Source organism: Janibacter sp. GS2 (genome assembly GCF_051200835.1).
GTDB lineage: Bacteria > Actinomycetota > Actinomycetes > Actinomycetales > Dermatophilaceae > Janibacter.
In genome coordinates this window covers 2430688-2455826 of record NZ_CP195161.1, presented here as the reverse complement: position 1 = coordinate 2455826, position 25139 = coordinate 2430688, and the positions used below count along the sequence as shown (strand labels likewise).

Below are 25139 nucleotides of genomic sequence, written 5' to 3'. Positions count from 1 at the left end.
GCGTCGGGCGGCATAGGGTGGAGACATGCGCCGCGCCAAGATCGTCTCCACCCTCGGCCCCTCGACCTCCACCCCCGAGCGCATCCGTGAGCTGGTCTCGGCGGGCATGGATGTCGCCCGGCTGAACCTCTCCCACGGCGAGTACGAGGTCCACGAGGCCAACTACCGCAGCGTGCGCGCCGCGAGCGACGAGACGGGTCACGCGGTCGGGGTCCTCGTCGACCTGCAGGGACCCAAGATCCGTACCGGCCGCTTCGCCGACGGGCCGATCACCCTGGGCGCGGGTGACCACTTCACCATCACCACCCGCGATGTGCCCGGCGACCAGGACACCGTCGGCACGACCTACCCGGGCCTGGCCGGGGACGTGAGCGCCGGCGACACGATCCTCGTCGACGACGGCAAGATCACCCTCGCAGTCCACGACGTCGACGAGACCGACGTGCGCTGCGTCGTCGTCTACGGAGGACCGCTCTCGGACAACAAGGGCATCAACCTGCCCGGTGCCGCGGTGAGCGCTCCTGCGCTGTCGGAGAAGGACCAGCAGGACCTGCGGTGGGCGTTGGGCCTGCGCGCCGACTACATCGCCCTGAGCTTCGTGCGCTCCGCGGAGGACATCACCCGGGTGCACGAGATCATGGACGAGGCCGGCGTGCGGCTGCCCGTGATCGCGAAGATCGAGAAGCCCCAGGCCGTCGCCGCCCTCGAGGAGATCATCGAGGCCTTCGACGGGATCATGGTCGCCCGCGGGGACCTCGGCGTCGAGCTGCCCCTCGAGGAGGTGCCGCTCGTCCAGAAGCGCGCCGTGGAGATGTGCCGGCAGAAGGCCAAACCGGTCATCGTCGCGACGCAGGTGCTCGAGTCGATGATCGACAACTCGCGGCCGACCCGGGCCGAGGCGTCCGACGCCGCCAACGCCGTCCTCGACGGCGCCGACGCCCTGATGCTCTCCGGGGAGACCGCCGTCGGCAAGTTCCCCATCGAGGTGATCAAGACGATGTCGAAGATCATCGAGGCGACCGAGGAGGAGGGCATGAGCCGGATCCGCAACCTCATGGGTCCGCCGACGACCCAGGGCGGCGTCGTCACCGCTGCCGCCGCGGAGGTGGGCGAGGCCCTGGGCGCGAAGTACCTCGTCGCCTTCACCCAGCTCGGGGGGTCGGCCCGCCGTCTGGCGCAGGTGCGCTCGGGCCTGCCGATGCTCGCCTTCTCGCCGGTGCAGGACACCCGCTCCCAGCTCTCGCTCGTGTGGGGCATGCAGACCTTCCTCACCGGGCCGGTGACCCACACCGACCAGTACGCCCTCCAGGTCGACGAGCAGCTCCTCGGACTCGGGTGGTGCGAGGAGGGCGACCGGGTGGTCATCGTCGCCGGGTCACCCCCCGGTGTCCCGGGCTCGACCAACGCCCTGCGGGTGCACCGGATCGGTGATGCGAAGAACAAGACGGCCATCGCCTACCAGGAGGATGCGGAGCCCCCCGCCGGTGCACTCCCCGGTGGGATGGGCTGACGCAGGAATCATCACCGTCGGTCGGTATGCTTGCGGCGCACTCCCGCCGGGGTGGTGGAACGGCAGACACGGAGCACTCAAAATGCTCTGCCCGAAAGGGCGTGCGGGTTCGAGTCCCGCCCTCGGCACCACGGACTCACCAACGACGAAGGATGGACCATGACGGCGCAGACCGAGAGCCAGCAGGGCCAGCGGGTGCTGCTCGCGGAGGACGAGGCGCTGATCCGCCTCGATCTGGCCGAGATGCTCACCGAGGCCGGGTACGACGTCGTCGGGCAGGCGAGCAACGGCGAGGAGGCGGTCTCCCTGGCGGAGTCGTTGCGTCCCGACCTGATCATCATGGACATCAAGATGCCGGTCATGGACGGACTCACGGCCGCCGAGACCATCGGTGAGCAGCGGATCTGCCCGGTGATCATGCTCACGGCCTTCTCGCAGAAGGAGCTCGTCGAGCGGGCACGTGACGCGGGCGTCATGGCCTACATCGTCAAGCCCTTCACCGTCTCCGACGTGACCCCGGCGATCGAGGTCGCGACCTCCCGCTGGTCCGAGCTGAAGGCCTTGGAGTCCGAGGTCGCCGACCTCGGGGAGCGACTCGAGACCCGCAAGGCCGTCGAGAAGGCCAAGGGCGTGCTGATGAAGAAGCTGAAGATCACCGAGGCCGAGGCCTTCCGGTGGATCCAGAAGACGGCGATGGACCGTCGTCTGGGCATGCGAGAGGTGGCCGACGCCGTCGTCTCGGGCATGGACAAGGCCTGATCCACCGCGGCGCCCGAGTCAGCGCAGGAGCACCACCAGCTGGGTCAGCAGCGGCGCGACGACGAGCGCCGGCAGCATGTCTCCCACGGGGATCTGACGGATCCGCAGCAACCGCAGTGCGATCCCGACGAGGATGAGGCCGCCGGTGGCCGTGAGCGCGGCGATGTGGGCTTCAGGGAGCACCGAGCCGACGATGACGCCGACGAGGGTCAGTCCGCCCTGGACGACACCGACGCTCACCGCCGACATGAGCACCCCGATGCCGAAGGTCGAGGCGAAGGCCAGGGCGGCGAAACCATCGAGCACCGACTTCAGCGCGAGCTTGTCGATGCCTCGCCCGAGGCCGTCGTCGAGAGTACCGAGGATGGCCAGCGGGCCGACGCAGAAGAGCAGGCTCGCGGTGAGCCACCCCTCGATGAACCGCTCGCGGGCGGCGTGATCCTCCCGGCCGCGCCCGAGGAAGCCCTGGACGGTCCCGGCGAGGGTGCCCAGACGGCGCTCGATGCCGAGCAGTGAGCCGATGACGCTGCCGATGAGCAGCGAGCCGAGGACGATGAGCACCGGAGCGCTCGAGCCGACGGCATCGGCGAGTGCGGGGGAGAGGACGTCCATGACGGACAGTCCCGCCACGATGAGCGTCACCAGGCCGAGGCAGTCGGTCACGACCTCGCGGGTCGCTGCCGGCAGACGCCCGCCCACGGCCATCCCGGCGAGCGCGCCGGCGACGACCGTGAGCACGTTGAGGACCGTGCCGGCACCGATGAAGTCCACGTCAACGCCCTTCGTCGTCACTCGCCGGGGTCACGGTAGACGCCCAGGGTTCCCTCGCGGTACTCCATCTCGACGGTCGTGACTTCGTACGCCGAGGCGGACATGCCCTGCATGAGGTCCGGCTCGGCGCTGTCGGTGATGAAGAGGACATCCGACCCCTCCGGTGCGGAGCGACCCCACAGGTGCTCGGCGTCCTCGGTGAAGGGCCAGGCCCTCAGGTAGTGGGGGTTCCACCCGGCCCGCTGCGCCTCCCAGGCCACCCCCGGGGCAGCGCCCAGCGTCGGGACGAAGCCGAGGCCGACGATCTTGACGTGCCGGCCCTCGCCCGGGCCCAGGTCGGCCACGCTCTCGCGGGCGACGGTGTTCATCGCGCGGGTCTCGGCCCAGCGGGGTTGCGACGAGAGGACGGCGGCGCCGAGACCGGCCACCACGAGACCGCCGGCCAAGGGCAGGGCGATCCGCGGGGCGAGGTGGGGCGTCGCATTCTCCAAGTAGGCCAGACCGCGCCAGGCCAGCGCCGCCCAGGTGAAGGCGACGACGGGCAGCCACGTGATCACCCAGTAGGGGGCGGCCGGGAACTCGGGCAGCCGGGAGGCCGTGGCGACCATCCCGAGGTTGGCGAGCAGGGCGACTCGCGCCGGCCAGACACTGCTGGCGCGTCCCTGCGGAACCCGCCACCCGCTGCTGATGACGGCGAGCAGGACGAGGACGGCGACGCCGACGGCGGTGCCCACGCTCGTCCCCTGCGTCAGGAGCTCACCGGAGTAGGGACGAAAGCCCCCATGCGGGAGGGGCGCGAGCAGGCTGAGGTGGCGCAGTCCGGCGGCCAGCCCGATCGGGTCGCCGGTGCCCGACGTCGCCCACCGGAAGAGCTGGGTGGGGTTGTTGGGTCGGTGGATGAAGATCTCGAGGATGCTCGGGAGCCAGACGAGGATCCCCAGTCCGAGGGCCCAGCGTCCGGAACGGATCCGCGCCCGCACACCCGGTGAGGGCCGCACGCGTCGGCCGCGGTGCGTGCGCGACCGCAGACGCACGAGGGCATGGTCCGAGCGGCGCCGACGCAGTGCGGGCTCCACCGCGAGCGCGACGGCGCCGAGTGCGAGAGCCACCGCGAGGGGGACGAAGGCGAGGTTTCCCTGGGCGATGAGCGAGACCGCGATGACGAAGGGGGGCAGCGCCCGGTGGTCGCCGCGAGCGAGCGCCCACAGCAGGAGCAGGCTCAGGTAGGTCGGCAGAAGAGGTGCATAGGGGTTGAGCGGCCGGAACATCGCCTCGGGGCCGATGGCCCACTGGGCGAGGATCAGCCCCCCGGTGAAGACGACGACACCGAGGCCGCCGCCGAGGCGGCGGGCCCACACGACGGTGAGGACCGAGGCGATGGCGGCGATGAGGGCGCCCCCGACGGCGATACCGGCGCTGGCGCCCCCGGTCAGGGCGAGGGGGAGCGCGAGGAGGTAGAACTGCAGCGGCCCGAGGTGGTGGGTGGCCAGGCCCTCGTCGACGCCGTCGCCGGAGGTGCTGCGCATCCCGGTGATCGGGAAGCGCCCGTCGAGGACATCGGCCGTGCGCAGGGCGACGGTGGCGTCGTCGCCGTGAGGGGCCCAGTCGTTGCCGAGGGCCCGGAGGACGGCGATGACCGGGCCGAGCAGGACCGCGACGACCGCGAGTGCGACGAACCGATCGGTGGCGTCCCACCCCCGGGGATCGAGGCGGCGGACGAGAGCGGGTGCGAGGGTGCGGGTTCGCACTCTCGGGCTCAGGCGCCGGGCGGCAGGTCGCGCAACAGGCAGGTGATCCGGGCGGTGCAGGTGCGACGGCCCTCGTCGTCGGTGAGGGTCACGTCGTAACAGGTCACGGTGCCGCCGAGGGTCACGGGGACGGCGGTGGCGGTCACCCAGCCCGAGCGCGCGGCACGGTGGTGGGTGGCGTTGATGTCCAGTCCGACGGAGATCTTGCCCAGCGGACCGGCGTGGAGCGCCGAGCCGATCGATCCGACGGTTTCCGCGAGGACGACGCTGGCCCCACCGTGGAGGATTCCGTAGGGCTGGGTGTTGCCCTCGACCGGCATGCGGGCCCGGACCCGCTCCGGTACGGCCTCGAGCACCTCGATGCCCATGCGCTCCGGCAGGGCTCCGCGGTAGGAGTTGAGCTCCTCCACGGTCGGGGCGTGGCTCGGTACCGGCATGGTGGCGTCGGTCATCGTGTCTCCTACATCCGTCGATCGGTCTCGGGTCAGCCTGCCACGACCGTGGCCTGTCGTCCCAAGCGCCTAGGCTGTCGCGCGTGAGTCGACTACTGCTGCTGGACGGACACTCCTTGGCCTACCGGGCCTTCTTCGCGCTCCCTGCGGAGAACTTCTCGACGAGTACGGGTCAGCACACCAATGGTGTCTATGGCTTCGTCGCGATGCTCATCAACGTGTTGCGTGACGAGGAGCCGACGCACGTGGCCGTGGCCTTCGACGTCTCGAGGGCGACCTTCCGCAGCGCGGAGTACTCGGACTACAAGGCCGGGCGCAGTGCGACCCCCGATGCCTTCAGCGGTCAGATCCCCCTGCTCCAGGAGGTCCTCGACGCGCTGAACATCACGCACGTGCAGCTCGACGGCTACGAGGCCGACGACGTCATCGCCACCCTGACGACCCAGGGCCAGGACGCCGGGATGGACGTCCTCATCTGCTCGGGCGACCGTGACACCCTCCAGCTCATCGACGATCGCACCACCGTGCTCTACCCCAAGAAGGGGGTCTCCGACCTCGCCCGGATGACGCCCGGGGCGGTGACGGAGAAGTACGGGGTCGGTCCGGACCGCTACAGCGACCTCGCCGCTCTCGTCGGCGAGACGAGCGACAACCTTCCCGGGGTGCCGGGAGTCGGCCCGAAGACGGCGGCGAAGTGGCTCAACACCCACGGCGACCTCGAGGGCATCGTCGCCGGCGTCGACCAGATCGGCGGCAAGGCCGGCCAGTCGCTGCGTGACCACCTCGACCAGGTGCTGCGCAACCGACGTCTCAATGCCCTGGTCCGGGACGCCCCCATCGATGTCGGGGTCACCGACCTCGAGCGACGGGAGTGGGACCGGGAGAAGGTCCACACCCTCTTCGACAGTCTCGAGTTCCGGGTGCTGCGGGACCGGCTCTTCGCCACCTTTGACACCGCCGAGACCGAGGTCAGCGGTGGGATCGAGGTCGACGGCAGCGTCCTCGCCGAGGACGAGCTGGCGGGATGGCTCGAGGAGAACGGCGGCGGTCGCCTGGGCGTCGAGGTCGTCGGTGAGTGGGGTCGCGGTGCGGGGGAGGTCACCGGCCTCGGGCTCGCCACCGTCGAAGGGAGGGCGGCCTTCGTCAGCGTGCCGCAGCTCAGCCCCGGGGACGAGGCCGCGCTGCGCGGCTGGCTCGAGGACGCCGAGCGTCCGAAGGTGTTGCACGATGCCAAGGGGCCGCTGCTCGCCCTCGCGTCATCGGGGCTCCCGTTGACGGGACTCGCCGTCGACACGGCGATCGCGGCCTACCTCGTGCGACCGGACCAGCGCTCCTACGACCTGACCGACCTTGCCGTGCGCCACCTCGGCCGCGACCTCTCGGGCCGCGACGAGTCCGGGCAGGACCAGGGGATGCTCGACTTCACCGCGGACGACGACGAGGCCGGGCAGGGCGCGATGACCCGCGCGGCTGCGGCCGTCGAGCTCGCCGCGGTACTCGAGGAGCAGGTCGAGGAGACCGGGGGGACGCGACTGATGCGGGAGGTCGAGATGCCCGTCGTCGGCGTGCTCGCCGCGATGGAGACCGCGGGGATCGCCGTGGACGCCCAGGCGCTGACGACCCTCGAGTCGCAGTTCGCCGCCAAGGTCGCCACGGCCCAGGCGGACGCGTGGGCGGCGATCGACGACGAGCAGATCAACCTCGGTTCGCCCAAGCAGCTCCAGACGGTGCTCTTCGACACGCTGGGACTGCCCAAGACCCGCAAGACCAAGACCGGGTACACCACCGATGCGGACGCGTTGGCCGACCTCTACGCCAAGACGGAGCACCCCTTCCTCGAGGCGCTGTTGCGTCACCGGGACGCGACGCGGCTACGCGTGACCGTCGAGGGGCTGATCAAGTCGGTCGCCGACGACGGACGGATCCACACGACCTACCAGCAGACGATCGCGGCGACCGGTCGGCTGTCATCGACCGACCCGAACCTGCAGAACATCCCGATCCGCACGGAGGAGGGCCGGCGCATTCGCGAGGTCTTCGTCGTCGGTCCGGGATTCGAGACCCTGATGTCGGCCGACTACAGCCAGATCGAGATGCGGGTCATGGCGCACCTGTCCGGGGACGCGGGGCTGATCGAGGCCTTCCGCACGGGGGAGGACCTGCACCGCTTCGTCGGCGCCCGGGTCTTCTCCGTCGCACCGGAGGACGTCACGCCGCCGATGCGCAGCAAGGTCAAGGCGATGTCGTACGGCCTCGCCTACGGGCTGAGCGCCTTCGGTCTGTCCAAGCAGCTGGGCATCTCGACCGGGGAGGCGACCGGTCTCATGGAGGAGTACTTCGAGCGCTTCGGCGGGGTGCGTGACTACCTCGACGAGGTCGTCGACCGAGCGCGTGCCACGGGGTACACCGAGACGATGCTCGGGCGTCGCCGTTACCTGCCCGACCTCACGAGCGACAACCGGCAGCGACGTCAGATGGCCGAGCGGATGGCGCTCAATGCGCCGATCCAGGGCTCGGCCGCGGACATCATGAAGATCGCGATGCTGCGGGTCGACGAGGCACTCACCGCCTCCGACCTCACCTCGCGCGTGCTGCTGCAGGTCCACGACGAGCTGGTCATCGAGGTGGCGACCGGGGAGGCCGCGCGGGTCGAGGAGCTCGTGCGGGGCGAGATGGGCGCGGCGATCGACATGGACGTCCCGCTCGATGTGTCGATCGGCCTCGGGCGGACCTGGCACGACGCCGCTCACTGAGCCTCGTCAGGGCGCCGTCCGGACCTCGCCGGTCCCCAGTGCGTCGTCGCAGACCCGTGCGCCAGCGCCCACGTGCGCGCCTCGGCCGATGACGGACCGTCGGACCCGTGCGTGCGCGTCGATCCGGGCCCCCGTGAGCACGACGGCCGAATCCATCGTGACGCCGGCGCCGACGAGGGCGCCCGGATGGACGACCGTCCCGCCGGTCAGCTCTGCGCTCGGGTCCACGGTGGCGCCGGCCAGCACGAGGGCGGGACCCTGCGGGGTGGGGGCGGCCCCCGGCCAGGGGGCGAGCAACAGGTCCCGGTTGGCCGTGACGAGGCCGGCGGGGGTGCCCACATCGAGGAAGTAGGCCCTCGCGTCGTGGGCGAGCAGCGCTCCGCGGGTGGCGAGGGCGGGGAAGACCTCCCTCTCGAGCGACACCGGTCCGGTGTCGGGCAGGTCGTCGACGAGGTCCGGGCGCACGACGTAGGTGCCGGCGTTGACGGTGTGCGAAGGGGGCGTCGGCGACTTCTCGACGAAGGCCGTGATCCGCCGGTCGTCATCGATGAGCACGCTGCCGTAGGGGCGGGCGTCGGCCACCTCACGGACGTGGACCACGCCCACCACCTCGGGAGGCGCGGCCCGTAGTCGACGGACCTGGGCGCCGAGGTCGTGCCCGGAGAGCAGGTCGCCGTTGAGGACGACCACCGCCTCCGCGTCCGGCAGGGCCCGCAGGGCCTCCCGGAGGCCACCGCCGGTGCCCAGTGGTTCCTCCTCCACGACCGTGATGAGGTCGACACCCCGCGCGTGCAGTCGGGCGATGAGGCCCGCGAAGTCAGCGTGTCGGTATCCCGTGGACAGCACGACCCGGTCGACGCCGATGGCGGTGAGGGCGGCGACCTGGTGCTCGACGAGGGTCCAGGGGCCGACGGGCAGCAGGGGTTTGGGGCAGTCCGCGGTCAGGGGGTGCATCCGGCGCCCGTGCCCGCCGGCGAGGATGATGGCGTCGGTGCGGCTCAGGAGGGGTCCTCCCCCCGAGAGATCTGCTGCAGGCGCGGTGCGAGCCAGCGCCAGAAGATCGGGCCGGACCGGTCCGTGAAGTGGATGGCGTCCTCGTAGAGCGGTACACCGTTGACCCGGCTGTGGTAGTCGTCCCCGGGGCACAGCCGGGAGTACTGGTCGAGGACCGGGACGTCATTCGCCTTCGCCCAGGCCTCGACGCTCTCGTTGAGGGTGGTGACGACGTCGGTGTCGTTGACCCGCTCGATCTCCTCGCTGCTGAAGGTCGGCATCCGGTGGCAGGCGAGGTTGATCACGGCGAAATGACTCCCCGCGGCGGCGGCTTCCGCCTTGTCCAGATTGTCCTCGATGAGCCTCTCCCACTCCGGCGAGCCGAGCTTCACGAGGCGGCCGTCGACCATGCGGTCGGTGACCATCGTCTGGGCGACGAAGTAGAGCACGACGTCGGGCCGATCCTTCTGCAGCTCGCTCGTCCAGCTCTCACGCCACTGGGCGCAACCCTTCCGGTCGGGGACCGTCGCCCCGTCGCTGAACCGAGGGGCGTCCAGTGGGTCGCACCCGACGTTCGTCACGCCCGTGACCCGCAGATCAGGGTGGTTGGATGAGCGGAAGTTGGTGATCAGACTCTCGGGGACCGAGTTGCCGATGAAGGCCACCGAGGTCAGCTGGCCACCTGGCCGGTAGCTGACGTCGGGGATGGTGACCTCCCCGGAGCCGGCGAGGGGCGGGGCGACCGTGCGCGCCGCGGCAGGCATCGTCAGGGCACCGAGGATGAGTGCAGGCACCGTGGCCCAACAGATCAGCGCACTCGTCCGGGGGAGTCGGGGGACCAGAGCTCGCACACCCTCGCGGCGGACGGGCCGCTCGACGAAGCGGTAGGACAGCCAGGCCAGCACCCCGGTCAGGGTGACCTGCAGCAGGACCCGTGCCCAGGTGGGCCAGGGGAGGACCTGGTCGTTGAGGAAGATGACGATCGGCCAGTGCCACAGGTAGAGGCCGTAGGAAACCACCCCGATCCGGCGCAACGGCTCCCAGGAGAGCACCGTCTGGACGAACGAGGTGGACGGGCTCGTCGCGGCGACGAGCACCACGCTGATGAGCACGGAGAGGGCGACGGCTCCCCCTTCGAAGAGGGCGCTCTGGGCCGCTCCGGCCCACCAGAAGGCGGACAGCACGACGAGCAGTGCGGGCAGGGCCAGGCGGCGGCACCACAGATCCAGGGCCCGCACGAGGTCGCGGTCCACCGCGCCCGGTCCACTGCTGATGAAGGCGGCGACGGCCGCACCCACGAGGAGCTGGTGCGCCCGGGTGTCGGTTCCGTAGTAGACGCGGCTGGGGTCGATGCCGGGGTGGTGGAGCAGTGCCATGAGCAGCGCTGAGCCGGCGCCGAGGAGTACGAGGACGCCGACGAGCGTCGCGCGGCGGCGGATGAGCGCGAGCAGCCCGATGAGCAGGATCGGGTAGAGGATGTAGAACTGCTCCTCGACCGCCAGCGACCACGCGTGACGCACGGGCGAAGGGGAGGCCAGCTGGCCGAAGTAGGCCTCGTCACCGAGGACGAAGCGCCAGTTGGCGACATAGCCGAGGGTGGCCATGACGTCGCCGGCCACACTTGTCGTCCGGCCGGGGAGGGTGAGGAAGGTCGCGGCGGCCAGGACCGCGGCGAGGACGAGGAACAGCGCCGGGAGGAGCCGACGGGCCCGGGCCAGCCAGAAGCCGATGAGATCGATCCGGCCGCGCCGCCGCCGGTGCTCGGCGAGCAGGAGCGAGGTGATGAGGAAGCCGGAGATGACGAAGAAGACGTCGACGCCGAACCAGCCACCGGGCAGTGCCGAGGGCAGCACGTGGTAGGTGATGACCGAGAGGACGGCAAGGGCCCGCAGGCCGTCGATGGCCGGGCGGTAGGGCAGGGACGTGTGCGTCGGTGCTGGCGAGGTCATGTCCTGATTCCGGAGGGGGCGACTCATTATGACCCGACCCGTGGGTAATATGCGCTGTATGACTGAGCACACCGAGGCGATCTCTCCGACACGGAAGTTCGCCCCACTGGCCATCATCCTCGCGATCCCGCTCCTCTTCGCGGCAGTCTTCTTCTACACCAGTCCGGTGGTGCTCGAGACCGGCGGTGACCAGGGCATCTTCAAGTGCGGGTCGCCGAGCTCGCCCAACACCAAGGCCGAGAACGTGTGCCAGGTACCGGAGAAGGTCGAGCGCAACAAGGCCATGTACTCCGGGCTCTCCGGGGTGACGCTGCTCGGTCTGGGCGCGATGTGGCTGCTCCGCGGCCAGCGCGACGACGAGGACGAGTTGGACGAGGACGGTCGTCGTGCTCGCGACATCGACCTGCGCGAGGACCGCGAAGAGCGTGGTCGCGGTCCGCGCGGGTCCCTGCGTGGAGTCGACCCTGACCGCGGCCGCAGTCGCGGGCGGGCCACGGACGGTGACCCCGAGGTGGGCACGCCCGACGACGTCGAGGTCGCACCGACCCGCTCCTCCCGCCGGGGCGCGGGCGGCCGCAGGGCGGTGCTGCGCGATGACGACTTCGCCGACCCGGCGCCGCGGCGTCGCACCGATGACGATTGGTCCTCGGACGGCTGGCGCTGATGCGGGTCGAGGACTTCCTCGCCGAGGTCGACCTGGCCTTCGGCGGGGACCCGCAGACGAGCGAGCCGCGGGATCCGGCCTTCGCCGAGATCGCTGCGACGGTCAACGGGTACACCTCGGCCAACGAGCTCGCGGTGCTCAACGCAGCAGCCAGGGTCCTGCCCGCGGACGAGTGCTACCTCGAGGTCGGCAGCTACAAGGGCCGCTCGATGTGCGCTGCGGTCCGGGGTGTGAGCGACAAGGCCTTCTACATCGTGGAGAACTACCTCGAGTTCGGCATGCAGGGCCAGGAGGCGCGCGCCGAGCTCGAGCGCAACCTCCGGACCCACGCCGCCCACGCGGACGTTCGACTCATCGAGGGCAACTGCTTCTCGCTGCTGCGCCGGCCGGGGGTCATCGACCGTCCGGTCGGCGTCTACTTCTACGACGGTGAGCACACCGGCCTCTCGCACTACCTCGCGCTCGGGATCATCGAGCCCTGGCTGGCCGACGAAGCGGTCGTCCTCGTCGACGACGCCACCTACCCCATGGTCAGCGGGGCGCACGAGGAGTTCATCGCCAGGCACCCGCAGTGGCGCGTCGAGCGCCGCTGGGACGCCGAGACCAACGGCGACCCGCGCTGGGCGAACGGCCTGCACGCGCTGAGCTTCCGTCGGGACGAGGACACCGCCCGTGGCAGCGCCGAGCCCTGGGACGTGCGCTGGCGCCGTCTGACCTACCTCTCCTCCCTCGGTCCCGGTCAGAAGGCCGCGTGGACGGCCATCCACCGCTTCCCGGAGCTCATCCCGCTGGCGAAGAAGCTCTACCCCTCGAAGAGGGCCAGCTCGATCGACTCGCGAGGAACACAGGAAAGACCGTCGGAACAGGGCGAGTCATAGGCACAAGACTTGCTGGCGGAGTTGCTCCGCCAGGGTAGAGGCACCGCAGGGCTTTTGAATGAGTTCACCATGCGTGGGGCTGCGGCGCCCGTCTGGTGATCGACGTCGCGAACCGGTGGTGAGCAGAACGTCTTGTCGACCATCCCGAAAATCGGGTTGGCCGGCTGGCGGACGATTCAGTCGTGCCTCCCGCTCGCGGCGAGCACCTGTGCCGCGGAAACACGGGCGACGTCCGCCGCCGTCGGATCGTGCTCGAGAAACGCCGTGATGATCGTGCCCTCCATGAGCTGGACGATCTGACGGGCCACGAGCTGTGGGTCCGTGACATCGCACCGCGCGACGAGTTCGGTGACCCACTCGCGGGTACTCGCCTTGTGCCGCATCACGGCTTCGTGTGCCGGGTGGGCGGGGTCGCTCAGCTCCACCGTCGCGTTGACGAAGGCGCACCCCCGAAAGCTCGGTCGAATGAACCATTCCCGCAAGGAGTCGAAGATCCCGAGCACCTGATCCGTGGCCGAGGAGTCGGCGGACAGGCCCTGGCGCAGGTGATCGCGGTAGCGCGAGGCGATGTGGTGCAGGCATTCGACGATGAGCTCGTCCTTGGTCCCGAAGTGCTTGTAGAGCGTCATCTTCGCGACGCCGATCTCGTCGATCAGGGTGTCCACACCCAGACCGGTTCCGCGCTCGTAGAACAGCCTCGAGGCCTGGTGGACGATCAGATCCCGCTTGTTGGGCCGGGTTCGTTGCGCCACACGGACCACCTCCTCCATCAGCCTCATGGTACGCCCTTGCGTAGGCAGACAGGTCTGTCTAGTGTCCACCCAACGAACACGACGAGGTGGCGCGGATGATCCAGGACCCACGGGTGGACGAGGAGCAGGGCGCGACGGCTCGCCGACAACGAGCTGCGATTGCCGCGGTGCAGGTGCTGGGGCTGGCCGTGTGGTTCTCGGTCTCCGCCGTCGTACCCGCCCTGCGCGAGGACTGGGGCATCAGCACTGCCGGCGGCGTGTGGCTGACCGGGGCGACGCAGCTCGGATTCGTCGTCGGGGCCGTCGCATCGGCTGCCCTGAACCTCGCCGACCGGTTCCCCGCACACCGCCTCCTCGCTGCCGGTGCCGCAGCCGCCGCCATGTGCACTGTGGGGTTCGCTCTCCTCGTCGACGGGATGGGCGCGGCGATTCCCGTGCGGTTCCTCACGGGAGTGTGTCTGGCCGGGGTCTACCCGGTCGGGATGAAGCTCATGGTCTCGTGGGCGCCGAGTTCCAACAGGGGCCTGGCCCTGGGTGTGCTCATCGGTGCGCTGACTCTGGGGTCGATCACGCCCCAGCTGATCGGCGGGGTGGGTGACCTCCCTTGGCCCACGGTCCTGCTCATCGCCTCCGGCCTCGGCGTCCTCGGCGCGCTCGTGGCCGTGCTCGTCGTGCGACCGGGCCCGCACCTACCGACGGCCCAGACCCTCCGGCCCCGCTACGCGGTGACGATGTTCACCGAGCGTGGCCCGCTCCTGACCAACCTCGGGTACTTCGGGCACATGTGGGAGCTCTACGCCCTCTGGGTGTGGGTGCCGGTCTTCCTCGCCAGCAGTCCCGCGGCGGCGTTCCTGCCGGGTTCCATCGGCCTGGTCGTCTTCGTCACCATGGGCGTCTGCGGGGCGATCGGGTGTCTCCTCGGCGGGTGGGGCGCGGACCGGTTCGGACGCCCCAGGGCCGCCGCGACGGCTCTGGTCGTCAGCGGAACGTGCTGTGTGCTCTCCCCACTCGCCTTCGGCGCCGGAGCGCTCCTCCTCGTTCCCTTCTGCGCGGTGTGGGGTGCATCGGTGATCGCGGACTCCGGCGTGTTCTCCACCTCGTTGAGCGAGACGGCCGATCCACGGTTCATCGGGACCGCCCTCACTGCCCAGACCGCGCTGGGCTTCGCGCTGACCGTGGTCAGCATCCAGGTGGTCCCCATGATCGCCGACGGCATCGGCTGGCGGTACGCCTTCCTCGTCCTCGCGCCGGGACCGGCCCTCGGCGCACTGGCCATGCGGGCCCTGGACGCATCCGTCCCCCTGCGCGCTGATGCGGAACTCGTGGATCGACCGGAGGAACCCAAGTTGAAGGAGTCGCGTCAACGAAACTTGGCGTCAGCAAGGAGGCGGGTGATGCCCCACCGGAGGCAACGCCCCTCCATGGACGACCGCGAATGCCCTCGGATGCCACGATGACCACGCAGCCGGGCCCCCTTGGCCAGTCCTTGCGCCACCATCGAGTCACCGCACGCGAGGCCGAGGTCCTGCTCCTCGTGGCCCGACGCCGTACGAACGCTGAAATCGCCCAGGCCATGACCCTCTCCATACGAACGGTCGAGAGCCACATCTCCTCCTTGCTGTCGAAGTTCGACGTCAATGACCGCATCGCGCTGTCTGACCGAATGACCGAGCTAGCGGCTGGGGGGCCCCAGTCGATCGAGCCCCCGTCGGCCCTACTCCACTGGAACGGCACCGCTCCCTTCGTCGGTCGCCGGGAGGAACTGCGCCTGCTGAAGGCCACGTGGCACGAAGTCCTGGACGGGGAGCAGCGTGTCGTCTCCATCAGCGGCGAGGCTGGCATCGGGAAGACGTCCATCGCCGCGCAGCTGGCACGGGCAGTGATGCCCGACGCGGCCGCGGTCCTCTACGGCACGTGTCATGAAGAGCGCACCGGCCCTGTCGAGGCACTCGGGGACGCGCTCTCCGCATACGTACGCTCCTGTCCACCAGAAGAACTCCGCACCGCAATCGGTGACCTCCTCCCGGACCTCACCCGGATCATGCCGGGTGTCAGCGATCGACTGCCGGCGCCACAGACTCCCCGCCACGCCGGACCGAACGTCCTTCGACACCGCCTGGTGGAAGGGCTGGGTCGGTTGCTCCGCAGTGCATCTGACCGCGGCCCCGTCCTGCTCGTGCTGGACGACGTTCACGCGGCGCCCCCCCTGACGGTCTTCCTGCTCAAGCACCTGCTGCGCGGCCCCCGCCTCGGAAGGGTCATGGTCGTGCTCACCTACCGAGACGGCGAGGTGGACAAGGACCAGTCCTCACTCCTGGCGGACCTCGCCCGGGAGCCCTACTACACCCCGATGAGGTTGCATCCCTTCGGGCGATTCGAAGTCGCTGAACTGATCCATCGATCTGACGCGGGAACCAGCCTCGCGTCGGCTGAGGCGTTGGCTGCCAGCGTCTGCGCCGAGACACGAGGGAACCCGTTCTTCACCGTGCAGCTGCTGAGGTCCGTCCAGGACAACGCCGGACCGTTGCGATCCGGAACCACACGCCCCATCCCACTGGCGGTCAACGACGTGGTGGACGGCCGGCTCCAGGGTCTGGGACCGACGACCCAGCACGTCTTGCGGATCGCCGCCGTCCTCGGTCACGAGTTCGAACTCCCTCTCCTGGGCCTAGTGGCCGAGATCCCCGAGACCGAGCTACTCGGGTGCGTGGAGGAGGCAACCAACGCGGGGCTCATCTACGACGTGACGCCACTGCGCGCCGGGATCTCCGATGAAAGGTTCTCCTTCATCCACGCCATCGTGCGCCGCAAGATCGTCTCGGACATATCCCGGCCACGACGACGACGGCTGCACGCCACCATCGCCCGCACGTTGGAGCGCGCGGTGGTCCCCGATGGTCATGACCGGTCCGACGAGATCGCCCGACATCTGCTGGGGTCCGGTCACTTCCCGAATCGCTCGATGGCCCTGCACCACCTGACGATGGCCGGCCGGTCCGCGTTGAACGGAGCGGCACCGGAGGAGGCGCTGGAGTACTTCGAGCGGGCTCTGCGCTTCCGCGACGTGGCCACCCAGAACCAGCAGGCCGAGCTCCACTTCCAACTGGGCCTTGCCCAACGGAGCGTGGGACAGTGGGCCGACGCCGTCGCCTCATGGCGCACATCCATAGACATCGCTGCCCACCTCGACGACGCACGAAGCATGATTCGCGCCTGCCTCGCTGCCAGCTACAACATTGCGTTCGGGCTGCGGCTGGAGGAGGCCGTCAGCCTGGCCAACCAAGGGCTCGCCCAACTCAGCCGGGCTCCGAGCCCGGAACGGGCCGCCCTGCTGGGGAACGTCAGCTTCGCGACGGCGTGGTTCGGGGACCATCGGTCCAGTTCGGTGGCCCTCCTCGAGGAGATGAAGATTGCCGAACACCTCGGAGATGACCTCTCCCGCGCACGGTGGCTGGCGTCGGCAACGGTGCACCACACCGCCTTCCTCCAGCATGGAGCAGCTGTCGCGGCCGGGACCGAGGCTGCGCCTGTCCTTCGCGAGGCCGGCGAGCTCTGGGAGCTGACCAGCATGCTCGGCTTCCTTGCCTTTGCACATCTTGGCCTCGGACAGGTGGCCGAGACGCGCGCCGTGTGTGACGAGCTGGATGTGCTCGCCGAGCGGGTGGGAAATTACGGCGCCTGGCAACAGGGCAAGCGGATGGAAGCACAGGTGGAGTTTTACCGTCACGGTGACGTCGAGGCGCTCGAGCTGTTCGCACGCACGGACCTCAACTTCTGTCGCTCGGTCGGCACCGGCATGGCCGACCACTCTTTGGGGTGGTTGGGCTTGGCGACCTTCCTCGGCGGCGATTGGGCTAGAGCGGAGGCGCACCTGCGTGAGGCCTTCCGAACGGAGCCGCACTCCGGCATGACTGGCTGGGCCTGGTCGTCGTTGTTCGAGTTCTTGGCTTACGACGGTCAGAACGGCGAGGCCCTTCGGATGCTGCGCGATCATGCGCACCGGTTGCCGTTGCCGGGCGAGGTCAACACCTACGGCTCCTGGACCATGCTCATGTCCGCAGTCGAAGGCCTGACGGTCATGGGCGAACTCAAGCACGCCCATCGGCTCTACCCGATGGTCCTCAGGTGTATCCGCGACACCGGGGTCGTGTGCATTGAGTTCCGGGACGGCCGCCTCCTCGAGAGGTCCGCGGGGATCGCGGCCGCGGCGGGCGGGGCGTGGGAGGCAGCCGAAGCCCACTTCGCCAAGGCACTCTCGCAGTCACTGGAATTGCCCCACGTGGTGGAGCATGCGCACATTCTGCGTGTGCACGGGATGCTGCTCTTGATGACGGGGCGCTCGAGCGAACGCGATCGTGCGACGACCATGCTCGAGCGAGCCCAGAGTGCCTACGCCGACATGGGGATGGGACGCCATGCGCGCATCTGCGAGGAGCTGATCACCGCACACCGATGAGACTTCGGTGGTCAGCACGGATGCCCTTGCGGCGCACTGACGACAGTGTTGGTCCTACACAGCACACTCAACGTGGAGGGTGACATGACCGACACCGTGGACGACTCAATGAGGTACGACTTCCGCCCCGCTCTCCTGCGTGAGGCGTTCAGCTGCTTCCCCTCGGGAGTGACTGCCGTCTGCACGATGGGGGAAGGGCGACCCGTGGGTCTTGCCGCGAGCTCCTTCGTCACCACCTCGCTCGACCCTCCATTGGTGTCGATCTGCGTGGACATGACGTCCACGACATGGCCGAAGATGCGCGACGCCGGCCGATTCGGGGTCAGCGTTCTTGCCGCGGAACAGGGCGAAACCTGTCGTCAGCTTTCCGCCAAGGGCATCGACCGCTTCGCTGGTCTGTCGTACCGAACGTCACCCGAAGGCGGCGCCATCGTGTTGAACGACGCGGCCGCGTGGTTCGAATGCAGCCTGTTCGACGAGTACCCCGCCGGCGACCACGTCATGGTGCTCCTGCGGATCGAGGACATGGGGTTTCGCCCCGAGACGGCCCCACTTGTCTTCCACGGGTCGACCTTCAAGGTCCTTCGGCCGTGAGCCAATCAGGCTCCGCCATGAATCGCCCTGTCCTTCCGGACGCCCGCGCCCCGAGAGGAACTCTCCCCATGGCATCGACCATCGTGGTGGGAAACCCCAAGCCCGCTTCCCGCACCCTGGATGCCGCCCAGCGATTGACGCACGAGCTGACCGGGGGCCCGAGTGATCACGTCGTGGACCTGACCCTCATGACTGAGGACCTGATCCATGACGAGGGTCCTCGCCTGGAAGGGACCATCGCGACCCTGGCCGGATCCTCGCTCGTCGTTGTCGCCTCTCCGACGTACAAGGGCACCTACACCGGCCTACTCAAACTCTTCATCGACCGGCTTCCAGGTGGCGATGACCTCTCGCGGGTCATAGCCGTGCCATTGATGCTCGGCGGCGACATGAGGCACTCGCTGGCTGCCGACATCTTCTTGCGCCCGCTCCTCTGCGAGGTGGGCTTCGTCTGCCCGGCGCCAGGTCTCTTCCTCGTCGACAGCTCGTACCACGACGACGGGCGGCTCGAGAGATATGCCTCGCGCTGGGCTCCCACCCTCCGGGGGTCATGAACACCACCGTCACAGAGCAACTGTGCCTCCTCCCTGTCCCTCACCACACCAGCAAAGGAAGAATGTCATGTCCAAACGAATGATCATCAACGGCTTCTCGCAAAATGCTGCTGCAGAACACAGCTTCGGCCAATGGAAGGACGACGGCGACAGGCACCGGGACTACAAGAGCCCCGACTACTGGATCCGCCTGGCGCAGCTCCTTGAGTCCGGCTGCTTCGACGCCATGATGTTCGCGGACGTCCACGGCCTCTACGACAAGTACGAAGACAAGGCCGAGCACCCCGTGCGACATGCTGTGCAGTTCCCCGGCAACGACCCGACGGTCCTGGCCCCGATGCTTGCGCAGGCTACCGACCATATCGGCATCATCTGCACCTACAGCACGACCTTCTTCAGCCCCTTTCACGCGGCAAAGTTGTTTTCCTCGCTCGACCACTACACCTATGGCCGAATTGGTTGGAACATCGTCACGGGCTACCTCGACAGCGCCTATCGCAACGGTTTGGGCGAGCGCCTCGAGCACGACGAGCGGTATGACCGGGCCGATGAGTACATGGATGTCGTCTACCAGCTCTGGGAAAACAGCTGGGACGAGGATGCAGTGGTCTTCGACCACGCAACGAACACCCATACCGACCCAGCGAAGGTGTACAAGATCCAGCATTCGGGGAAGTACTTCCAGGTCGAGGGTCCGCACATGTGCGAGCCATCCCCCCAGCGGACTCCCTTCCTCGTTCAAGCGGGTGGATCCTCGCGAGGAACGGCTTTCGCCGGGCGACACGCAGAGGCCGTGTTCACCGTCAACACCAGCACTGTGACCGGGGCAGCCACCAGCAAGAGGATCCGCGAGGCAGCAGCGAAGGAGGGGCGGGACCCGGAGAGCATCAAGATTCTCGCTGCGATCACGACCGTTGTGGATGAGACCGACGAAGCCGCCCGAGCCAAGTTTGAGCGCTACCAAGCCAACGGTGAGGTAGACGGGACACTGGCGCTCTTCGGCGGATGGACGGGCGTGGACCTCGCGGGTTTTGCGCCGGAGGACAAGATGGCTGCCTTCGAGTCGCAAGGGATGCAGCACATTGCCGGCATGTTTGGCTCAATCGACGACGAGCGAGACTGGACGTTCGAGGAGATGTGCGAGTACATGAAGGTCTCCAGTCTGATGCCCGTCCTCGTGGGCTCACCTCAGACGGTCGCGAACGAGCTGGAGCGGTGGATGGACGAAGCCGACATCGACGGCTTCAATCTCATCTCCGTACAGAGCCCTGCCGACTTCGAGGACTTCGTGGAGCTCGTGGTGCCCGAACTGCAGCGACGGGGCAGGATGCGCACCTCGTACGACGACGAGGGGCCGACACTTCGGGAGCTGGTCTCCGGACCCGGCGAGAAGCGTCTGAGTGAAGATCATCCGATGCGCCGGATCGTCGACACGTACTCCCGGGAACCCATCTCGGGATGAGCCAGCCAGCCAGGCGGCGAGCGGCGTACTCAGTAGGTGTGCATGTCGACGGTTCCGATGAAGGGACTGTCCCAGGGGTCGAAGAGGTCCTCCTCGCACCTGAGCTGTTGCAAGCGACATCACACCGCTTCGAGCAGGGCGTACTAGCTGTGCGCAGCAGCCGTCACGACCTCGACGATGACAACGAAAAGGACTGACATGAGCAAACTCTTGGATCGGGCCACGTGGCAGGGCAAAGTCTTCAGCAATGGCTGGGTCGAGGCCGGAGGCGGGGTGATCGATGCGATAGAACCGGCCACTGGGGAGACCCTCGCCCAGGTTGGCGCAGCCGATGCGCAGGACATCGCCAGGGCTGCTGCCTCGGCTGCGGCCGCGCAGCCCGAGTGGGCGGCGAAGACCGGCCCGGAGCGGGCGGCTGTCGTCCGCCGGGCTACGGAGATTCTTGCCGTCAACCGTGAGGAGTTCGAAACCTGGTTGATCCGCGAAGGTGGATGCGTCCCGGGCAAGGCGGCCTTCGAGGTGGACCTCGTGCTGGGCGAACTCCACGAGGCGGCTGCCTTGCCGACCCAGCCGCACGGTTTGCTGTTGCCCTCGAGCGAGGCGGGCCGCGAGTCGGTGGCGCGGCGCCTGCCGCTCGGTGTCGTTGGTGTGATCTCGCCATGGAACTTCCCGCAGGTGCTCAGCCTGCGGGCGGTCGCGCCAGCGCTCGCACTTGGCAACGCGGTCGTCCTCAAGCCGGACGTGCAGACGGCCGTCTGCGGCGGTGTTCTCGTCGCGCGGCTCTTCGAGGAAGCCGGCTTGCCTGAGGGGCTGCTTCACGTCCTCGCCGGCGACGCCGAGCCGGGCGCCGCCATGACCCGTGACCCGAACATCGCGATGATCGCTTTCACTGGGTCGACGGCCGTGGGTCGCGAAGTGGGGGCGTCAGCGGGCCGCAACCTCAAGCGGGTTTCGCTCGAGCTCGGTGGGAACAATGCCTTGATCGTTCTCGATGATGCGGACCTCGACGTCGCCTCGTCCGCGGGTGCTTGGGGGGCATTCCTTCACCAAGGCCAAGTGTGTATGACCGCGGGCAGACACATCGTGCTCGAATCGGTGGCCGACGAGTACCTCGCCCGCATCGCGGATCGGGCGTCAGCACTCCCCGTGGGCAATCCCCATACCGAGCAGGTGGCACTCGGCCCGCTCATCAACGAGCGACAGGCCGCCAATGTCCACCGCATCGTCACCGAGTCGGTCGCCGCCGGCGCCGAGGTTCGCGCCGGTGGCAAGCAAGACGGCCCCTTCTACTGGCCCACCGTCCTGGCCGGTGTGACGCAGGAGATGGCGGCCTTCCGTGAGGAGATCTTCGGTCCGGTCGCTCCGGTAACCATTGTCAAGGATGAGGCCGAGGCTGTCGCGGTGGCCAACTCCAGCGAGTACGGCCTCGTGGCAGCCATCCAGACCGGCAGCGTCGCCCGGGGCCTCGGACTGGCGCGCTCGTTGCGCACCGGCATGGTTCACGTCAATGACCAGACGCTGAACAACGACGCCTATGCCCCCTTCGGTGGGGTCGGCGCGTCCGGCAACGGCACACGCTACGGCTCGATGTCCAGCTGGGACGAGTTCACCACCTGGCAGTGGGTCACCTCGCGAGAGACAGCGCACGGCTTCCCGTTCTGACCACCCCGGTGGACGTCCGTCCCGCCTGAGAAACGAGCCGGAGCGGATGACGCAAGGACGCGTTCTTGGCTCTTCACAGATGAGGGTGTGGCTCTCATCTGTGAAGAGCCGATGAACAGCTGCTCCAGGGGTGCCATGGCACCCCACGACGAGCAGGCAACCGCTGACGACGACCTCGTCGAAGCTGGCAAGATCGATGCTCTTGTCGGTCGAGTCATCACCTTCAACGAGATCGACTCTGCGCACGCGGCCATGGGCCCGGCGACGTCTTTGGCAACACGACCGTCCTCTCGGCGCGAAGAAGCCCGGCCTCGGCTGGGCGCAACCCACCACCGATAGCAACTCAAGGAGACAACATCATGAACGGCATTGACACTGAAGCGCTGTCAGCGACCTTGGATGCCGTGGGCAGAGATCCCGGTCTCGCCGATGTCACCTTCGGACTCGAATCCGAATGGCTCGATGGCTGCCACCAGAGGGCGTCGACTACCGACCTTCGCCAGAACGGGGAGGTCGTCGAGACGCACACCACTCGCTACACCATGGAGTCGGACGAGCCGGCTGCCCTCCTCGGGACCGACAAGGCCGCCAGCCCAGCTGAGTACGTGCTACAGGCTCTGGCCGGTTGCTATGCGGTCACGTTCGCAGCCAATGCCGCCGCTCGCGGGATCGAGCTCGACTCGCTGCGTCTCGACATGAGGGCCGACTTGGATCTGCACGGCTTCCTCGGTCTGGACGAGTCCGTGCGACCAGGAGTGCAGGAGGTCCGCGTCGACGTACACGCCACATCCTCGAACTCCAGCAGGGAGCAGCTGCAGGAACTGACTGATGCGGTGCAGCAGCGTTCGCCAATCAGGGACACGCTGGCCAGTGCGGTAACCGTGAAGACCATCCTGGTGGGTGGATGACCGATGAAGTACTCGCTCACGCTTCAGCCTTTCGGTGGCTGCCTCTGGGTTTCCTCGGGCGAGTGGGTCTCCTACGGCGGGTCCGGGCCTTTCCGATGATGAAAGTTCCTACTGCCCGTCTGGAAGACCCCGACGTGCCTGACGCACTCTCACCGACCCTGACCTGACCTCGTTCTGTCGCCTCGACGAGATCGGCCTCAGGCCCTCGGACGGCGTCTCGATCCCGAGCGTGCGGTCCTGGCGTGCCGACCGCCTCCGCCGAACTCTCCTCGGCGCTCCTGCGTTCGCTGATTTCCTCGGAAGCTCCTCCCCGCGGCGGTGCCTGGCCCGTGGTTGGGCGTGGCGCGGGCTGGCGTGCGTGGTGTGGAGGACCACGAGCCAGTTGAGTTCGTCACGGGAGCAACAGAGTGAGCAGTTCTTCGAGGCTCGCAATCAAGACTTGCGCGATCTCCGCCGACCGGGCTACTTGGAGGTTCTGGACGCGGCGCAGGTGTTCGCCGTGGCAGACCGCACGAGGCATAAGGAGCGCAAGGACGGGACCGACTTACCTGCTGTTCAGGGCCAGCCCTGCACGGTTGACGCACGGCCACGCTTCAGACTGCGCGATACGACGTCCAGGGTGGATCAACAGCATGGCGTCGGTCGAGAGCGCGGAGGCCGACCGGGCAGGTGGCCAAGTGGCGGCTGCACCGCCACCTTCATGACGTCTGCCCGACTCCGAGCCGGCAGAAGGGCCTGCGAACCAGGGACCCTGCCGTGCGGCGTACGTGAAGTTCATTGAGGTTCTGCGGTGCGATACGAACCCACATGGTCCATGTCAGCAATGACACCGCACCATCAGGCGACAGTTCCCGTGCCTGCCTCACTCCCGTGCCTGCCTCACTCCCGGGTCAGGCCCAGCGCCTCGGCCGTCTCGGCCGAGCCGGGGGCCGGGGTGGTCTCTCCCTTCGGCACCCGCAGCAGCCCGACGAGGGCGACCACCGCCGCGGTCCCGCCCACCGTCGCGATGACCTCGTAGGGGGAGTCGTTGAACCAGAGGAGGACCAGGGCGCTCTGGAGGCCGGCAGCCGCCCAGACCACGATCGTCATGACGTGGTCGCCGCGACTCATCCCGGCGAAGAGCCACACCTGGATCACGGCCCACAGCGTGCCGGTCAGGGCCGCCCACACCAGCAGGGGCTCCGCGTCGGTGTAGGCCGGGCCCCCGGAGAACGCCACGAGCGGCCCCGGGACGAGCGCGCACCCGAGCGCCACGACTGAGCCGATGGCCAGCACGGCCAGGGCAGACCGGTGGAGCGTGCTCCGCACCTGTCCGCCACCGCTCGCGTCGGCGACAGCGGGCACGACCGTGAGGGCGACGAACTGGGTGCCCCAGAAGACGACCTTCCCGAAGAGCGCGGCCAGGGCGTAGGAGCCGCTGTCGTGGTCGGTGAGCACGGTCCTGGCCAGCACGACGTCGAGACTGGACAGGGCCATGAGGCCGGCGAGGGCGACATTGCTGCGGACGAGGTCGTCGAGGACCTCGAGGGCGCGGGGCGCCCGGACTCCCGGGGCCAGGTCCCCCCGGGCGAGGAGCAGCGCCACCAGCAGCGTCACGGCCGCGGCGACGAAGGTCGCGGCGAAGACCTCGGCCACTGCGAAGTCCCAGCCCACGGCGCACACCGCCGCGAGCAGGCGCGTGGCCGCGGTCACGACGTAGACGACGGAGAGCCGTCGATAGGCCTCCCGGCCGAGGAGCACGCCCTGGAGGGCACCGGTGACGGTCATCGGCGCGACCATGAGTGCCAGCCAGACGACCGACCAGGCGGTGTCGAGACGCAGCAGGTCCCTGATCACCGGAGCGCTGGCGATCGTCACTGCCGCCAGGGCGAGTCCGACGACCGCCGAGGTCGTCAGCGCGGTGACCTGTCCGTCGGCATCGCGGTGGGCGCGGGTCTGGCGGCGGGCGACGACGATCTGGAAGGCCCCCGCGGGCATCGCGAGGAGCACGCCATAGGTGTTCAGCGCGGAGAAACCGCCGAAGTCCGCTGGTCCGAGGGCCGCCGAGAGGAGGGCGACGAAGACGTAGCCCATGAGGTTGGCCAGCCCCATCGCCAGACCGAGGCTCAGCCCGGCCACGGGGAGGGCCCGACGGGCGCGCGACGACATGACACTCCTCGGGCGGGTCGGGACGGGACGGGGCGACGACCTCGATGTTACGCCTCGGTAGCCGTGGGGTCCCTGTCGGCTAGGATCGGCCGTCCGGCGTGCTGCAGGTGCGTCACCCTGGACCCA

The 25139-nt window shown here is 68.7% G+C and carries 19 protein-coding genes and 1 tRNA gene; 13 read left to right on the top strand and 7 right to left on the bottom strand.

The window, feature by feature from the left end; translation table 11 throughout:
• The first annotated feature begins 25 nt into the window (after positions 1 to 25).
• The 3 genes from pyk to ACR9E9_RS11790 all read left to right on the top strand — a co-directional run bounded on the left by pyk (position 26) and on the right by ACR9E9_RS11790 (position 2269).
• On the top strand, positions 26 to 1510 hold the full coding sequence (pyk, locus tag ACR9E9_RS11800; protein ID WP_435198680.1) for a pyruvate kinase: 1485 nt from the start codon (positions 26 to 28) through the stop codon (positions 1508 to 1510).
• A gap of 45 nt (positions 1511 to 1555) precedes the next feature.
• A tRNA-Leu gene (locus tag ACR9E9_RS11795) sits at positions 1556 to 1641 on the top strand.
• A gap of 28 nt (positions 1642 to 1669) precedes the next feature.
• Positions 1670 to 2269 (top strand): ANTAR domain-containing response regulator, encoded by a 600-nt coding sequence (locus ACR9E9_RS11790; protein ID WP_435198679.1) that lies wholly within the window; start codon positions 1670 to 1672, stop codon positions 2267 to 2269.
• 18 nt (positions 2270 to 2287) lie between these two features.
• On the opposite strand, the gene ACR9E9_RS11785 is transcribed toward ACR9E9_RS11790, so the two are convergent.
• The 3 genes from ACR9E9_RS11785 to ACR9E9_RS11775 are packed head-to-tail and all read right to left on the bottom strand — an operon-like array spanning position 2288 to position 5240.
• On the bottom strand, positions 2288 to 3040 hold the full coding sequence (locus tag ACR9E9_RS11785; protein ID WP_435198678.1) for a DUF554 domain-containing protein: 753 nt from the start codon (positions 3038 to 3040) through the stop codon (positions 2288 to 2290).
• A 17-nt stretch (positions 3041 to 3057) separates the two neighbouring features.
• Positions 3058 to 4788, bottom strand: coding sequence for a hypothetical protein (locus ACR9E9_RS11780; RefSeq protein WP_435198677.1), 1731 nt, complete (start codon positions 4786 to 4788; stop codon positions 3058 to 3060).
• An 8-nt stretch (positions 4789 to 4796) separates the two neighbouring features.
• Positions 4797 to 5240 carry a PaaI family thioesterase gene (locus tag ACR9E9_RS11775; RefSeq protein ID WP_435198676.1) on the bottom strand — a complete coding sequence of 148 codons (444 nt, stop codon included), beginning with the start codon at positions 5238 to 5240 and terminating at the stop codon, positions 4797 to 4799.
• A gap of 83 nt (positions 5241 to 5323) precedes the next feature.
• Here ACR9E9_RS11775 and polA point away from each other — a divergent pair, with 83 nt between their 5' ends.
• A complete protein-coding gene (gene polA / locus ACR9E9_RS11770; RefSeq protein WP_435198675.1) occupies positions 5324 to 7993 on the top strand; it encodes a DNA polymerase I in 2670 nt (889 codons plus the stop codon).
• A 6-nt stretch (positions 7994 to 7999) separates the two neighbouring features.
• Here polA and ACR9E9_RS11765 read toward each other — a convergent pair whose 3' ends face one another.
• Both ACR9E9_RS11765 and ACR9E9_RS11760 read right to left on the bottom strand, forming a co-directional pair.
• Entirely contained in the window at positions 8000 to 8974 is a 975-nt protein-coding gene (locus ACR9E9_RS11765) for a sugar phosphate nucleotidyltransferase (RefSeq protein ID WP_435203639.1), read from the bottom strand.
• Positions 8975 to 8991: 17 nt separating this feature from the next.
• Positions 8992 to 10935 (bottom strand): acyltransferase family protein, encoded by a 1944-nt coding sequence (locus tag ACR9E9_RS11760; RefSeq protein ID WP_435198674.1) that lies wholly within the window; start codon positions 10933 to 10935, stop codon positions 8992 to 8994.
• Positions 10936 to 10993: 58 nt separating this feature from the next.
• Between ACR9E9_RS11760 and ACR9E9_RS11755 the strand changes: the two genes are divergently transcribed.
• Both ACR9E9_RS11755 and ACR9E9_RS11750 read left to right on the top strand, forming a co-directional pair.
• Positions 10994 to 11599, top strand: coding sequence for a hypothetical protein (locus ACR9E9_RS11755; RefSeq protein ID WP_435198673.1), 606 nt, complete (start codon positions 10994 to 10996; stop codon positions 11597 to 11599).
• The gene (locus tag ACR9E9_RS11750) at positions 11599 to 12477 is read left to right on the top strand and encodes a class I SAM-dependent methyltransferase (RefSeq protein WP_435198672.1); all 879 of its coding nucleotides are present in this window, start codon (positions 11599 to 11601) and stop codon (positions 12475 to 12477) included. Before ACR9E9_RS11755 ends, ACR9E9_RS11750 begins: the two co-directional genes overlap by 1 nt.
• Before the next feature lie 176 nt (positions 12478 to 12653).
• Here ACR9E9_RS11750 and ACR9E9_RS11745 read toward each other — a convergent pair whose 3' ends face one another.
• Complete coding sequence (locus ACR9E9_RS11745; RefSeq protein WP_435198671.1) at positions 12654 to 13247, bottom strand: TetR/AcrR family transcriptional regulator; 594 nt, start codon at positions 13245 to 13247, stop codon at positions 12654 to 12656.
• Between the two features lie 77 nt (positions 13248 to 13324).
• On the opposite strand from ACR9E9_RS11745, the gene ACR9E9_RS11740 reads away from it, so the two are divergent.
• The 7 genes from ACR9E9_RS11740 (at position 13325) to ACR9E9_RS11710 (ending at position 22865) form a co-directional block, all read left to right on the top strand.
• Positions 13325 to 14686: an MFS transporter gene (locus ACR9E9_RS11740; RefSeq protein WP_435198670.1), complete on the top strand. Its 1362-nt coding sequence runs from the start codon at positions 13325 to 13327 to the stop codon at positions 14684 to 14686.
• Positions 14683 to 17685: an ATP-binding protein gene (locus ACR9E9_RS11735; RefSeq protein ID WP_435198669.1), complete on the top strand. Its 3003-nt coding sequence runs from the start codon at positions 14683 to 14685 to the stop codon at positions 17683 to 17685. Before ACR9E9_RS11740 ends, ACR9E9_RS11735 begins: the two co-directional genes overlap by 4 nt.
• Positions 17686 to 17769: 84 nt before the next feature.
• Positions 17770 to 18279: a flavin reductase family protein gene (locus ACR9E9_RS11730; RefSeq protein WP_435198668.1), complete on the top strand. Its 510-nt coding sequence runs from the start codon at positions 17770 to 17772 to the stop codon at positions 18277 to 18279.
• 17 nt (positions 18280 to 18296) lie between these two features.
• A complete protein-coding gene (locus ACR9E9_RS11725) occupies positions 18297 to 18833 on the top strand; it encodes an NAD(P)H-dependent oxidoreductase (protein ID WP_435198667.1) in 537 nt (178 codons plus the stop codon).
• Positions 18834 to 18900: 67 nt separating this feature from the next.
• Positions 18901 to 20295 carry an LLM class flavin-dependent oxidoreductase gene (locus ACR9E9_RS11720; RefSeq protein WP_435198666.1) on the top strand — a complete coding sequence of 465 codons (1395 nt, stop codon included), beginning with the start codon at positions 18901 to 18903 and terminating at the stop codon, positions 20293 to 20295.
• Positions 20296 to 20493: 198 nt separating this feature from the next.
• Positions 20494 to 21957 (top strand): benzaldehyde dehydrogenase, encoded by a 1464-nt coding sequence (locus tag ACR9E9_RS11715; protein WP_435198665.1) that lies wholly within the window; start codon positions 20494 to 20496, stop codon positions 21955 to 21957.
• A 359-nt stretch (positions 21958 to 22316) separates the two neighbouring features.
• Positions 22317 to 22865 (top strand): OsmC family protein, encoded by a 549-nt coding sequence (locus tag ACR9E9_RS11710; RefSeq protein ID WP_435198664.1) that lies wholly within the window; start codon positions 22317 to 22319, stop codon positions 22863 to 22865.
• Positions 22866 to 23744: 879 nt separating this feature from the next.
• Here ACR9E9_RS11710 and ACR9E9_RS11705 read toward each other — a convergent pair.
• A complete protein-coding gene (locus ACR9E9_RS11705) occupies positions 23745 to 25013 on the bottom strand; it encodes a lipopolysaccharide biosynthesis protein (RefSeq protein ID WP_435198663.1) in 1269 nt (422 codons plus the stop codon).
• Between the last annotated feature and the right edge of the window lie 126 nt (positions 25014 to 25139).